General features: G+C 37.4%; 13 protein-coding genes. 8 read left to right on the forward strand and 5 right to left on the reverse strand.

What is annotated here, in order from left to right; genetic code table 11:
• Position 1: 1 nt before the first annotated feature.
• Positions 2-1,432, reverse strand: coding sequence for a type I glutamate--ammonia ligase (glnA, locus tag M0Q17_RS00330; RefSeq protein ID WP_295082051.1), 1,431 nt, complete (start codon positions 1,430-1,432; stop codon positions 2-4).
• A gap of 226 nt (positions 1,433-1,658) precedes the next feature.
• Between glnA and ppk2 the strand changes: the two genes are divergently transcribed.
• Positions 1,659-2,510, forward strand: coding sequence for a polyphosphate kinase 2 (ppk2, locus tag M0Q17_RS00335; RefSeq protein WP_295082053.1), 852 nt, complete (start codon positions 1,659-1,661; stop codon positions 2,508-2,510).
• Positions 2,511-2,628: 118 nt separating this feature from the next.
• Here the strand turns inward: ppk2 and M0Q17_RS00340 are convergent, their stop codons facing one another.
• The 4 genes from M0Q17_RS00340 to pstC are packed head-to-tail and all read right to left on the reverse strand — an operon-like array spanning position 2,629 to position 5,800.
• Positions 2,629-3,300 carry a PhoU domain-containing protein gene (locus M0Q17_RS00340; RefSeq protein WP_295082055.1) on the reverse strand — a complete coding sequence of 224 codons (672 nt, stop codon included), beginning with the start codon at positions 3,298-3,300 and terminating at the stop codon, positions 2,629-2,631.
• 15 nt (positions 3,301-3,315) lie between these two features.
• Positions 3,316-4,101: a phosphate ABC transporter ATP-binding protein PstB gene (gene pstB, locus M0Q17_RS00345; RefSeq protein ID WP_295082058.1), complete on the reverse strand. Its 786-nt coding sequence runs from the start codon at positions 4,099-4,101 to the stop codon at positions 3,316-3,318.
• Positions 4,101-4,943 carry a phosphate ABC transporter permease PstA gene (gene pstA, locus M0Q17_RS00350; protein WP_295082060.1) on the reverse strand — a complete coding sequence of 281 codons (843 nt, stop codon included), beginning with the start codon at positions 4,941-4,943 and terminating at the stop codon, positions 4,101-4,103. Before pstA ends, pstB begins: the two co-directional genes overlap by 1 nt.
• The gene (gene pstC, locus M0Q17_RS00355; RefSeq protein WP_295082062.1) at positions 4,940-5,800 is read right to left on the reverse strand and encodes a phosphate ABC transporter permease subunit PstC; all 861 of its coding nucleotides are present in this window, start codon (positions 5,798-5,800) and stop codon (positions 4,940-4,942) included. The genes pstA and pstC overlap by 4 nt, the downstream gene beginning before the upstream one ends.
• Before the next feature lie 147 nt (positions 5,801-5,947).
• Between pstC and pstS the strand changes: the two genes are divergently transcribed.
• The 7 genes from pstS to M0Q17_RS00390 all read left to right on the forward strand — a co-directional run bounded on the left by pstS (position 5,948) and on the right by M0Q17_RS00390 (position 12,423).
• Positions 5,948-6,952, forward strand: a complete 1,005-nt coding sequence (gene pstS / locus M0Q17_RS00360; protein WP_295082064.1) for a phosphate ABC transporter substrate-binding protein PstS — start codon at positions 5,948-5,950, stop codon at positions 6,950-6,952.
• A 164-nt stretch (positions 6,953-7,116) separates the two neighbouring features.
• The gene (locus tag M0Q17_RS00365) at positions 7,117-8,304 is read left to right on the forward strand and encodes a hypothetical protein (protein WP_295082067.1); all 1,188 of its coding nucleotides are present in this window, start codon (positions 7,117-7,119) and stop codon (positions 8,302-8,304) included.
• A 186-nt stretch (positions 8,305-8,490) separates the two neighbouring features.
• Entirely contained in the window at positions 8,491-9,408 is a 918-nt protein-coding gene (locus M0Q17_RS00370; RefSeq protein ID WP_295082070.1) for a branched-chain amino acid transaminase, read from the forward strand.
• Between the two features lie 169 nt (positions 9,409-9,577).
• Positions 9,578-10,675 (forward strand): prohibitin family protein, encoded by a 1,098-nt coding sequence (locus tag M0Q17_RS00375; RefSeq protein ID WP_295082079.1) that lies wholly within the window; start codon positions 9,578-9,580, stop codon positions 10,673-10,675.
• A gap of 1 nt (position 10,676) precedes the next feature.
• The gene (gene hisIE / locus M0Q17_RS00380) at positions 10,677-11,357 is read left to right on the forward strand and encodes a bifunctional phosphoribosyl-AMP cyclohydrolase/phosphoribosyl-ATP diphosphatase HisIE (protein WP_295082073.1); all 681 of its coding nucleotides are present in this window, start codon (positions 10,677-10,679) and stop codon (positions 11,355-11,357) included.
• 5 nt (positions 11,358-11,362) lie between these two features.
• Positions 11,363-11,875 (forward strand): DUF2393 domain-containing protein, encoded by a 513-nt coding sequence (locus M0Q17_RS00385; protein ID WP_295082075.1) that lies wholly within the window; start codon positions 11,363-11,365, stop codon positions 11,873-11,875.
• Complete coding sequence (locus M0Q17_RS00390; protein WP_295082077.1) at positions 11,872-12,423, forward strand: DUF2393 family protein; 552 nt, start codon at positions 11,872-11,874, stop codon at positions 12,421-12,423. The genes M0Q17_RS00385 and M0Q17_RS00390 overlap by 4 nt, the downstream gene beginning before the upstream one ends.
• The last annotated feature ends 161 nt before the right edge of the window (positions 12,424-12,584 follow it).

Below are 12,584 nucleotides of genomic sequence, written 5' to 3' on the forward strand. Positions count from 1 at the left end.
TTTAGCACTGGTATGTAGTTTTAAACTCATAAGCAGTAGGGCGACCCTCATCCGGCCATACGTCACGCTTAAATCTGTAGTCTTTATAAGCAGTGACAAACTCTTGCGTAAATACAGGTTTTAAGAAGTCGTTGTCGCGGATAAGCGACTCTAGTGAACCGCGAAGAGTGTGTGGCATTTGAGGAATGCCTTTTTCACGAATTTCATCTAAAGATAGTTCAAATAAATCCTCATCCATCGGACCAATTGGAATATCTCTGTTTTTTATACCGTCAAGTCCAGCCATCATCATAGCAGAGAATGCTAAGTATGGACATGCAGTCGAGTCTGGAAATCTCATCTCAACACGTGTTGATTTCTCGCCTGAACCATAAGGGATACGGCAAGATGCAGAACGGTTTTGCATAGAGTAAGTCAAGATGCTAGGAGCTTCAAATCCTGGGATAAGTCTCTTGTAAGAGTTTGTCGAAGGGTTTGTAAATGCTGCTAGGGAGCGAGCATGTTTAAAGATACCGCCGATGTAGTGAAGTGCCATCTCGCTTATGTTAGCGTAGTTGCCTTTTTCATAGAAAAGGTTTTTGCCCTCTTTCCAGAGTGATTGATGAACATGCATTCCGTTACCGTTGTCGCCAAATATTGGTTTTGGCATAAACGTAGCAGTTTTACCGTTTAGATGCGCAACCATTTTTATAACATATTTTAGCTTTTGAACATTGTCAGCAGCTGTAACCATATCTGAAAAAACGATACCGATTTCACCTTGCCCTTGAGCAACTTCATGATGTCCGAGAATGACCTCTAAACCTACTTGTTCTAAAACCAACATCATCTCAGCTCTAAGATCAACCATGCTATCAGTAGGAGCTACAGGAAAGTAACCACCCTTGTTTCCGGGTCTGTGACCTGAGTTGTACATATCTGCATAGTGAGTGTTTGAGTTCCATTCGCCCTCTTCGGTATCAATTTTATATCCCGCTTCATTTGGGTTGTCAATAAATTGGATATTATCAAAAACAAAGAACTCATTTTCAGGTCCAAAGTATGCAGCATCAGAAATTCCTAAAGAGTCCGCATGTGCCAATGTAGCTTTTGCGATTGAACGAGGACATCTTTCATACATACGATTTTTATATATGTCATAAACGTCACAAAAAATAATTATGGTAGGGTCTGCGGTAAAAGGGTCCAAAAATGCTGTAGGAACATCAGCTTTTAAAATCATGTCAGATCTGTTAATAGGCTGCCAAGCATCAATAGATGATCCGTCAAACGGGAAACCGTTCTCTAGTATTTCTCTATTTATCGCACTCATACGGTAGCTAACGTGATGCCAAGTGCCTTTAATGTCCGTAAATCTCAAATCTACGAACTGAACATCATTTTCTTCGCAAAAAGTAAAAAACTCTTCTATGCTGTTAACAAATTTTCCCATTGCTTCTATCTCCTAGATTTTATAAATAATATAAGTAACAGTATATCTAATTTATTTTTTTAAAAAAAAGATTGATTGCTTAAAATTTAATCAGTGTTGCAATTTTTTCTAAAATTAGTTAAAAAGTTTAATCTCTTAATTAAATATTAAAATCGATGTAGGAAAATTTTTATTTTTTATTTTTTATAAGTTCTAAGTTTATAATATAATAATGTAAAGGATTTTTATGAATGAAAAAAAATTAAAAAAAGAGCAAAAAGAAGCTGATAAAGAGGGGAGGGTTCGTATATGGGTAAAAAAGGAGACGCTGCTTTATGAAAAGGAGTTGAAAAAATTACAAATCGAACTCTTAAAATTTCAAAACCATGTAAAAGAGCAAGGGCTCAAAGTTATTATGATTTTTGAGGGGCGTGATGCGGCAGGCAAGGGCGGAACTATTAAGAGAATCATAGAGCATCTAAACCCAAGGGGTGCGAGAGTTGTAGCGTTAGGCAAGCCAAGTGACCAAGAGAAGACCCAGTGGTATTTTCAAAGATATGTTGCTCATCTGCCAAGTGCAGGCGAGATAGTTCTTTTTGATAGAAGCTGGTATAACAGAGCTATGGTTGAGCCGGTCATGGGCTTTTGCAGCGAGAGAGAGCATCATAGGTTTTTAAAAGATGTGCCGCAGTTTGAAAAAATGATAGCAGAAGAGGATATAAAAATTTTCAAGTTTTATTTCTCTGTAACAAAAGAGGAGCAGGCGAAAAGATTTGCCAAAAGAGAGCAGGACCCTTTAAAACAGTATAAATTTTCCGAGGTTGATGCAAAAGCTCAAGATTTGTGGGATGAGTATGCTCTTGCAAAGTATATGATGTTAAGTGCAACACATACAAAAATTGCACCATGGACCGTGGTAAAGAGCGACAATAAGAAAAAAGCAAGAATAAATACAATAAAGCACATTCTAAATTTTGTTGATTATCCGCACAAGATAGACGGGAGTGAGATTGTGGTTGACAAAGAGGTAATAGTATTTGGAAGAGATGAGACAATTGACATGGAGAGCCGGTTTAAATTTTCACACAAACAGAAGTAGATTTTTGCATTTAAAGTGTCTGCGGTAAAAGAGTCCAAAAATGCCGTTGGAGCATCAGCTTTTAAAATCATGGCAGCCTATTGACAAGTCTGCCATGCATCAAGAGAAGAGCCGTCAATTAGTTAAAAAGTTTAATCTCTCCGCCTTGCTCGGCATATAACATGAGATTTGCAATATTTACGCTTCTGTCGCATGATCTCTCTAGTTTTCTAAGACTTCCCAAAATTTTTACATAATCAATGGAGAGCTCTTTTTCATCTATAATTCTGTTTAGTATCTCTTTTTCAAGAATGCTAAAGAGGTCATCATTCATGCTCTCTTCTACTAATACTTTTGTGTATGTATCTTCGTAGTTGCAATTTTCATACTCGTTAAAACACTCTAAAATATACTTAAGAGCATTCACGCTGCTTTTGTGAAGCAGTAAAATAGTAGGTTTTAATGGCTCTATATTAAATTCATGGCTTATATATTCACTCATTTTGCGGGCATATTTTTTCACACCTTCTCCGGTGCGGACAATCTCATTTGTCATCTTTAGATATGCCACTAAAAACCTAAGCTCTTTTGCTTCAGGTCCAAAAAGTGCAAAAGTTTTGATGATTTCATTATCTATATCATCACCTTTTAGACCTATTTTGGCAAGGCTTCTCTCTACCTCTTTAAATTTAACTTTATCGGATAGTTTAAAAGCCTCCAAAGAGAGCTCATCAGCCGTAGTTATATCCCTTAGAAGATTAGATATCTTCTCTCTTATACTGTTTATCTTTTCATCATATTTACTCAACATATCTGTCCTTTATTATCAACCGAATTTTCCGGTAATATACTCTTCTGTTAGTCTCTCTTTTGGTGTTACAAAAAGCTCTTCTGTCGGGCTGAGTTCTACAAGTTCACCCAAATACATAAAGCCGGTATAGTCACTCACTCGTGCGGCTTGCTGCATATTGTGTGTAACTATGATTATAGAAACCCTCTCTTTTAGACCGACTATAAGCTCTTCAATTCCAGCCGTAGAGATAGGGTCGAGCGCAGATGTCGGTTCGTCAAAAAGCAGAACCTCAGGCTCAACTGCAATTGCTCTTGCAATACAGAGTCTCTGCTGCTGCCCGCCAGAGAGACCGTTTGCATCATGCTTTAATCTATCTTTTGCCTCTTGCCAGATTGCCGCATCTTGGAGTGCTTTTTCAACTCTGTCTTGAAGCTCTGTCTTGTTTTTAACTCCTTGAAGTCTGAGCCCATAAGCAACGTTATCAAATATGCTCATAGGAAAAGCGGTAGGTTTTTGAAAAATCATACCTATTTGAGTTCTAAGTTTTATCAAATCTTCATTTTTAGTTAAGATATTTCTATCTTTAAATATAATCTCTCCGCTGTATCTGTTTGCTGGATAGAGGTCATGCATACGGTTAAAACTTCTAAGAAGCGTTGTTTTTCCACATCCGGATGGCCCGATTAGTGCAGTAATGCTATGTTTTGCAATAGGCATGGTCAGTTTTTTTATATTTGGCTCATCCGAACCTGCGTATGTAAACTCAAAGTTTTTGACTTTGAGAGCTTGTTCTTCAGTTATATCAACAATAGTTGCCATTATTTACCCTTTCTTTTTAATAAAAATAGTCGCCCGAGAATGTTTAGAGTCAAAATAAACATACTAAGTATAAATGCGGCTGCCCATCCAAGTTTTTGCCAATCTTCATACGGGCTTGTAGCGTAGTTGTACATTGTAACAGTGAGTGAAGCCATTGGCTGACTCATATCTGTGTTTAAAAAGTTATCATTAAAAGAAGTAAAGAGAAGTGGGGCAGTCTCTCCTGCAACACGAGCCACACCGAGCATAACTCCAGTTAATATACCGGCTTTTGCACCTCGGTAAACAACTTGAGTAATGACCTTGTATTTAGGTGTACCAAGCGCAAAAGCTGCCTCCCTTAGAGTTGATGGAACAAGTTGGAGCATATCATCTGTTGTTCTTAAAATAATTGGCAGCATGATAATCATAAGTGCGATAGAGCCTGCCCAGCCGCTAAATTGCCCGCTAGGGGCAACGACTATGGCATAAACAAAAGCACCAATTACAATGCTTGGAGCCGACATCATTATGTCGGATATATCGCGTATAGTCTCGGAGAGCTTTGATTTTAGGCCATATTCGCTTAGGTACGTTCCCGCCATTATTCCAAGCGGAACACCAAAAGCTGATGCATATCCAACTAGCATCAGCTGACCGATAAGGGCATGTTTTAAGCCTCCGCTCTCATTTCCCGGAGGCGCACCTTCCTCTAAAAAGATAGTCATGCTAAGGGCATCCACACCGTTTATGATTAAAATGCTAAGTATCCAAAGTAAAAAGCCTATTCCTATAAGGGCAGATAGTGTGGAGAGTGCCATCACAATGCTGTTAGCTATGACTCTTTTTTGAGTATATGTCATTGCCCAGTCCTTTTTCTGCGTAAAAAGTAAAATTTAGCTATTGAGATAATCGTAAAACTTATAACAAGAAGTAAAAGAGAGAGCTCAAACAAAGATGAGAAGTAAAGCTCGCTGTCTGCTTCTGCAAACTCATTCGCAAGTGTTACTGGGATAGATGTTGCCGGCTGGGTTAAATCTGTTGATATTTTGTGAACATTTCCCATAACGAATGTAACAGCCATTGTTTCACCGATTGCACGTCCGAGAGCCAAAATAAAAGAGCCGATAATTCCTGCTTTTGCATATGGAATAATAATATCTTTTATAACATCCCACTTAGTGCCTCCAAGTGCATAAGCCGACTCTTTTAAAATATCCGGAGTTGTGTTCATGGCATCACGTGTTACCGCTGCCATAAAGGGGAGTATCATAATTGAGAGCACAATTCCTGCCGTTAACATGCTGATGCCTATACCGCCAAACATATCGCGAATAATCGGGACAAAATAGAAAAGTCCCCACATACCGTATACAACAGAAGGGATTGCGGCTAAAAGTTCTATGGAGACACCAACAGGCGTTTTTATCTTTGCATGAGCTATTTCGCTTAAAAATATAGCAATCCCAATTGCAATAGGAACTGCTAAAATCATCGCCAAAAAGGTTGAGACAACAGAGCCGTAGATTGCAGGCAGAGCGCCAAATTTTTCAAGATTGGGAGCCCACTTTGTTTCAGTTAAAAAACTAAATCCAAAGGCTTCTATTGATTTTAACGAGTGCTCAAAAAGTACGCTAAATATCCAAGCAACAAGAAGCAATACGCCGATGGCTATAAATTTTGTTGCATTAGCAAAAATCTTATCTATGATACTGCTCAACTTCTCTCTCTTCGTAAATAAAGTTTGGAATTTTATTTTATGTAGATTACAAGAAGGTTACAAAAGAGTGATTAATATCGTAATTTTTGTAATCATCTTGTAATACGAAGCAATTATAATTTCGCAAACATTCAAAAAGGAAAACAAATGTTAAAGAAATTAGCTTTAGTTGCTTTGGTTGCAGCGGCATCAATTACCTCTTCGTTAGCGTCGGATAAAATAAACGGTGCAGGCGCATCATTTCCAGCTCCACTATATTATGATTGGGCATTTAACTATAAAAAAGAGACAGGCAACCTTGTTAATTACCAATCAATAGGTTCAGGCGGAGGAATCAAGCAAATCGCTAAAAGAGTAGTTGATTTTGGTGCATCTGATGAAGCGTTAGATACGAAAAAACTCTCAAAAGATAAGCTTTTACAGTTTCCTGCAGTTATTGGTTCAATCGTAGTTGTGTTTAATTTAGATGGAATCGCTGATGCGACTCTAAAACTCAGCAATGAAGTAGTTGCAGATATTTTTGCAGGGAAGATTACAATGTGGAATGATGCGGCAATCATGACAGATAACAAAGGAGTTAATCTTCCAAACCAAAGAATCATTGTTGTTCACCGTTCTGATGGAAGCGGAACTACTTATAACTTTACCTATTTCTTAAGCGGAAGTTCTAAAAGCTTCAAAGAGAGTTTTGGAACTGGTAAAGCGATTGACTGGAAAGTCGGTATCGGCGGCAAAGGCAATGAAGGTGTTGCAAACTTAGTTAAGCAGACTCCATACTCAATCGGTTACATAGAAAATGCGTATAAAGAGAAGAACAATCTCTCAGCTGCCATTTTAAAAACTGCAAGCGGTAAATGGGTTGTGGCAAATGAAGAGAACTTTAAAGCTGCTGCAAAATATGCCACATGGACAAAAGAGAATCACTTTTACTCGGTTTTAGCGCTTCAAAGCGGAGACACGTCTTACCCTATTGTTGCCGCAACTTTTATCCTGCTCCCAAAAGAGAAGTCTGAGATGAACAAAAAAATCTTAGAATTTTTTGACTACGCTTTTAAAAATGGCGACGAAAGTGCTAAAAAATTAGGTTATATTCCGCTTCCGCAAGAGACTAAAGAGATGATTAGAGAGTATTGGACAACCAGTATAAAATAATCACTAAATCCATCTATTTTTTTATCCTATTAAATCTCCTAAAAAGTCCCTGTATCTTGACAATACAGGGGCTTTTTGCATTTAATACATCTTCAAGTTACTGTAATCTTTTCGTAACCTAACAATTTTATAATTCTCATACAAAAAAACAAGGGATTCAAAAAATGAAAACAACGGTTATATCAGCAATAGCTGCTTTAGCAATCGGCGCAACAGGTTTAAGTGCTACACAATTTTATGTAGATGAACAAGGTCAAGTTTTTACAACTGAGGGTGAAGGTCGAAAAGCTCTGCAGAGTAAAGAGAGTTCAGTATTCTCAAAAACATCAAAGTTAGAGTTTAGCGGTACTCACTACTTAGGTTTTATCAATAAGGAGATGAAAGAGGGGGATTCAACTAATAACTTTGAAATGAGAAGAAACTATGTTCAAGTAAAAGCGCATGTAATAGATGACCCAAAAAGTTATCTTCGTGTAACTTTAGATGCTACTTACTCAAACTCAACTGCTAATGATGGTGGTCATGCTGATGTTTATGTTAAGTATGCTTATCTTTATTTAAATGATATTTTACCATATACGGGTGTCGAATTTGGTATGGTTCACCGTCCTTGGATTGACTATGAAGAGCATCAAGGGTGGTGGATGCGCTCTGTCTCTAAAGTTTTTGTAGAGACAAGTGAAGCCGGACATCTTACTAACTCGGCTGACTTAGGTGTTAATTTTAAGACAAAAACCCCATACTTTACATCTGAAGTAGGTATTTTTAACGGTGAAGGTTACCACGGCGTAAATGACAACAGCGGTTTGGATGATAATGAGATTGGGGACGGTGTTTCAGCTGAGTACAGACTTACAGCCGCACTTCTAGGTAATGGGGATAAAAAGAGAAAGCCGTTAAAAGATGACTATTTTGATGTGTCATTTTTTGGTCAGTACAATATGGACAACTCTGCAAACACTGATGCTTTGGGTAATGTAGAAGATTATAAATTTTACGGTTTTCATACAGTTTATAATACGCCCTCATTCTTAGTTTCTGCTCAGTATGTAGCATCAGATAATGATCAAGTTAACACTACCAATTGGAATGGGCAAGGTTACTCAGTAAACGGTACTTATCGTTTTGGTAAGAAAAAACAGTTTTCTGTATTTGCTCGTTTTGATGCATGGGAAAATGAAAACTCGACAACAGACGTAGTGACTTATGAAGAAGAAAACACCATTTATGGCATTGCATGGCAGCAAAACAGCAATATTAAATGGTTACTCTCTGCTCAATCATACAACAGAGACAATAGTAACAGCAGTGATTATACTTCCGCAATGTTAACTGCTGAGGTTCATTGGTAGGACATAATTCAAGTTAATTTTCTCTCCTCTTTTTTTCTTCTAAATATAAAGCCCTTGGTGGCTTTATACCCTTTACGGCAATACTTTTAACAAATTCTTAACGATGTGAAAGATAGAATTAAATAATATAAACGACATTTTAGATAAAATATCAAAATTTTAATGTAGTAATTATTGGAGAAGTAAATGAATGCTGCCAAATATATTTGGATGAATGGTAAGTTTGTTGCATGGGACGATGCAAAAGTTCATGTGTTGTCACATACGTTGCACTATGGAAACGGTGTTATAGAGGGAACAAAAGCATATAAAACAGATAGAGGATATGCAATTTTTCGCCTTAATGATCATACGAAAAGATTAAAAGAGTCTGCAAAGATGACTATTATGAGTATTCCTTACTCCGTAGAGGAGATGAATCAGGCTCAAGTAGAGTTGATTAGAAAAAATGAGTTTACAGGCGATAACGTCTATATACGCCCATTTGCATTTTTAGGATACGGTGTTATGGGTGTTTACCACAAAGCGGCTCCGGTAGAGACTGTAGTAGCTGCATGGGAGTGGGGTGCTTATTTGGGTGAAGAGGGCATGAAAAAGGGTATAAAACTCAAAATCGTCTCCATGACAAGACCTGCTAACACTTCAAACATGGGTAAAGCAAAAGCAGTAGCAAACTATCTTAACTCTCAAATGGCAAAGTATGAGGCTATTGACTGTGGATATGAAGAGGCACTTCTGCTTGATGATCAGGGATACGTGGCAGAAGCAAGCGGAGCTAGCTTTTTTATGGTAAAAAACGGTGTGCTGATTACTCCTCCAAATGACAACTCACTAGAGTCGATTACGCAAAAAACAGTTATTGAGATGGCACAAAACATGGGCATGAAAGTTGAGCGCCGTCGTATTTCAAGAGAAGATGTATATATTGCGGATGAGGCATTTTTAACAGGAACTGCTGCTGAAATAACACCGGTTCGTCTGATTGATGCTAGAGAGATAGGATGCGGTGCGCGCGGCGAAATTACTGAAAAACTACAAAGCGCATACTTTGACATAGTATTTGGGCGCAACAAAGAGTACGAACACTATCTTACTTATGTGTAAGCAGCACATACTTTGCAGTTCTCGAAAAACTTTGTTTTTCGTAGCTTCAGAGGGTTGTAGGGACTTTAGTCCCTGCCACAAAACGAAGTTTCTTTAGAAAAATGGACGAGTTCGTTTTAGTGCATAACATCAGATAAAAAGGAATAAAAAAATGAAGGACAATATAACAATGGCATCAGATATGAATGACTACTTTAACAAAAAAAAGAGCGAAGGCGGTGGTTATGAAAAAAAATCTTCCGGCGGAAGCGGCGGCGGTCCAAATATACCACAGATGCCAAAGATGGATTTTAACTTTGGTGGCGGCAAAGCCGGCATAGCATATTTTATAATCGCTGTTGTGTTGATATTAGTTCTAGCAAAGCCCTTTACTATTATAGAAGAGGGACAAAGAGGGATTTTGAGTACCAACGGTAAGTATCAAGATCAAGCGCTTCTTCCGGGGCTTCACTTTATTATTCCGATTATTCAAAAAGTTTACATTGTGGATACAAAAGTTCGTATTATCAACTATGCATCAAGTATTGAAGCAGGTGGCGGAAGCGCATCTTCTGGTATTGATGCAAAGCCTGCTATTACCGTTCTTGACAAACGTGGACTCCCCGTTTCTATTGAGCTGACGGTTCAGTATAGACTTAGTTCTCAGTTTGCCGCACAGACAATATCAAACTGGGGATTTAGCTGGGAAGACAAAATCGTTAGCCCTGTTGTAAGAGATATCGTTCGTAATGTCGTCGGTAAATATGATGCTGAGACTCTTCCACAAGTAAGAAACGTCATAGCTGCTGAGATAGAGAGCGGAATAAGAAAAAATGTATCTGCCCTAGAGAATTCTCCTGCAGATTTGCAGTCTGTTCAGCTTCGTGAAATTTTACTTCCTCCAAAAGTAAAAGAGCAGATAGAGAATGTTCAAATAGCAAAACAGCAGGTTCAACGTGCAGAACAAGAGGTTCTTCGTGCAGAACAAGAAGCGCTCAAGCGTGCTGCAGAATCAAGAGGTATTGCTGAAAAAGCAAGAATCGAAGCGCAAGGTTTGGCTGATGCTGTTACTATTGAAGCTGATGCAAAAGCAAAAGCAAACTACCTAATCTCAAAATCATTAACTCAAGATCTTTTAAGACTTGAGCAGATTAAAGTTCAGGGCAAATTCAATGATGCACTCAAAGAGAATAAAGATGCAAAAATATTTTTAACTCCTGGTGGCTCAACTCCAAATATCTGGGTTGATATGAAAGATTCTCAAAGAAAAGCAACACTAGCTAACTAATATGCAAGAGATAATCAATAAAATAGATTGGCAAAAGATTGAACTTTTGCCGGTTATTGTTCAAGATGTAAACAGTAGCGAAGTTTTAATGATGGCTTACATGAACAAAGAGGCGCTCTTGCTCTCCCTTACTACAAAAATTGCACACTACTTCTCTCGCTCCAAGCAACGCATCTGGAAAAAAGGCGAGAGCAGCGGACATACTCAAGAGATAAGCTCTTTTTTTATAGACTGTGACAGTGATACTCTTTTAATCAAAGTGCTGCAAAATGGTGTAGCATGTCATACGGGTCGCCGTTCATGTTTTTTTACAGAGTTAGAATCAGGTAAGATTCAAAGTAGCGTAGAAGTAAGCAGTGAGTCACTTTATGGCATCATTGACACTCTTTATCATACAATACAAGAAAGAAAAAATGCAGATCCACAGAGTTCATGGACTGCAAAACTCTTAAGTAAAGGCGATAATGCAATTTTGAAAAAAGTTGTAGAAGAAGCTGGGGAGTTTAGTTTTGCCTACAAAGACAATGATGAGAGCGAGATGATATATGAGGCGGCTGATTTGACTTATCACATGTTAGTTGCACTTGCCGCAAAAAATATCTCTCCTGATAGAATTAAGCAGGAGTTGGCTCGCAGATTTGGTATGAGCGGAATAGCGGAAAAAAATTCAAGAGATAGTTAAAAAATATGACACAGAGAATTACTGAATTTATAAATAAACTTATAACTTATGACTATATTCTCTTTGGCTCCTTGCTTTTTGTTTTTATCTTATTTATAATCCTTGGTATACTTCTTAGAAACAGAGTTGCTCTTGCTCTATTTTTTATTTTATTTGCATTTATCGAACTTCTTGTCGGTTCAACTTACGGATATATTAAAATGCATGAGTGGCTTTTTAAAAATGAAACTTCAATAATAAGTCAAAAAAAGTTAAACTTTACACAAGCGGTTGTTGTTTATGGGGTGGTAAAAAATAGCTCAGATAGAGATTTTTCAAGTTGTAAAATAACTGCTAAAACCTATAAGATAAGCTCAAATAAGCTAAAAGATGCTATTTTAAAATTTAAACCGCTGAATAAGATGTCGATTATTGAAGAGGATATCGCAAAAGGGCAGGAGAGAGAAGTTAAAATTATTATAGAACCTTTTACCTATGGCGGGGACTATAATGTTACGTTAGGAGCAGATTGCAGGTGATTACACTATTTAACGCGTGGCACTACGGAATTGTAGTTGTTGCATTTATTATTTTACTAGGCGGCATACTATTGGCTTTTAGGGAAAATAACCCTAAAATTAAGAGACAAATAATCTTTTTATTTTTTATTTTATTTGCTGTTATAGCTGGATTTGGCATATTTGCAGTAGATAAATATACAAAAGTGGCAAAACTCTACAAATTAGAAAACAAAAGAAACCTTAGTACAGAAGAGATAATGTACAGCGGGATAGTGAAAAACGAAGGAAAGTATGAAATCGGGGAAGTTATTTTTGAGATAAAACTTGTAAACAAAGGACATGTCAGTGGCAATGTAAAGAGCGGTTCATATTTTAAGCCAAGCAATTTTTTTGACTTTTTTTCAGGAGGGAGCTTTAGCGATAGAAGTAAACCCCAACAAGTCATACATGAGTTTGTAGTAGCTAAAAATTTAAAACCCGGAGAGTCCCAAAGGTTTAGAGTATATTTTGAATATCCTCCTTATTTTAGCAGCGTTTCTCACTTCTCAAAACTTTATGTTCACTAATATTTAATGCCTAGAGGTTTGAGTGCTTTGTTAATTTTTTTGATTTGAGTGTTTTTATCTCTGCACCACTCGGGAGATAAAAGAGAGTCGTCATCTATTCCTGCTGTTACTCTTTGAACAGATACATGCTTTGGCTTCATTTTTATCGCTTCTACTAAAAT

The sequence above is a fragment of the Sulfurimonas sp. genome (genome assembly GCF_023229105.1).
Lineage (GTDB): Bacteria > Campylobacterota > Campylobacteria > Campylobacterales > Sulfurimonadaceae > Sulfurimonas.

Excerpts from the sequence above, each read along its gene's own strand:
- M0Q17_RS00370 (WP_295082070.1), top strand. The coding sequence starts at position 8,491 with ATGAATGCTGCCAAATATATTTGGATGAATGGTAAGTTTGTTGCATGG.
- M0Q17_RS00340 (WP_295082055.1), bottom strand. The coding sequence starts at position 3,300 with ATGTTGAGTAAATATGATGAAAAGATAAACAGTATAAGAGAGAAGATA.
- pstA (WP_295082060.1), bottom strand. The coding sequence starts at position 4,943 with ATGACATATACTCAAAAAAGAGTCATAGCTAACAGCATTGTGATGGCA.
- pstB (WP_295082058.1), bottom strand. The coding sequence starts at position 4,101 with ATGGCAACTATTGTTGATATAACTGAAGAACAAGCTCTCAAAGTCAAA.
- M0Q17_RS00365 (WP_295082067.1), top strand. The coding sequence starts at position 7,117 with ATGAAAACAACGGTTATATCAGCAATAGCTGCTTTAGCAATCGGCGCA.
- hisIE (WP_295082073.1), top strand. The coding sequence starts at position 10,677 with ATGCAAGAGATAATCAATAAAATAGATTGGCAAAAGATTGAACTTTTG.
- M0Q17_RS00385 (WP_295082075.1), top strand. The coding sequence starts at position 11,363 with ATGACACAGAGAATTACTGAATTTATAAATAAACTTATAACTTATGAC.
- M0Q17_RS00375 (WP_295082079.1), top strand. The coding sequence starts at position 9,578 with ATGGCATCAGATATGAATGACTACTTTAACAAAAAAAAGAGCGAAGGC.
- ppk2 (WP_295082053.1), top strand. The coding sequence starts at position 1,659 with ATGAATGAAAAAAAATTAAAAAAAGAGCAAAAAGAAGCTGATAAAGAG.
- glnA (WP_295082051.1), bottom strand. The coding sequence starts at position 1,432 with ATGGGAAAATTTGTTAACAGCATAGAAGAGTTTTTTACTTTTTGCGAA.
- pstS (WP_295082064.1), top strand. The coding sequence starts at position 5,948 with ATGTTAAAGAAATTAGCTTTAGTTGCTTTGGTTGCAGCGGCATCAATT.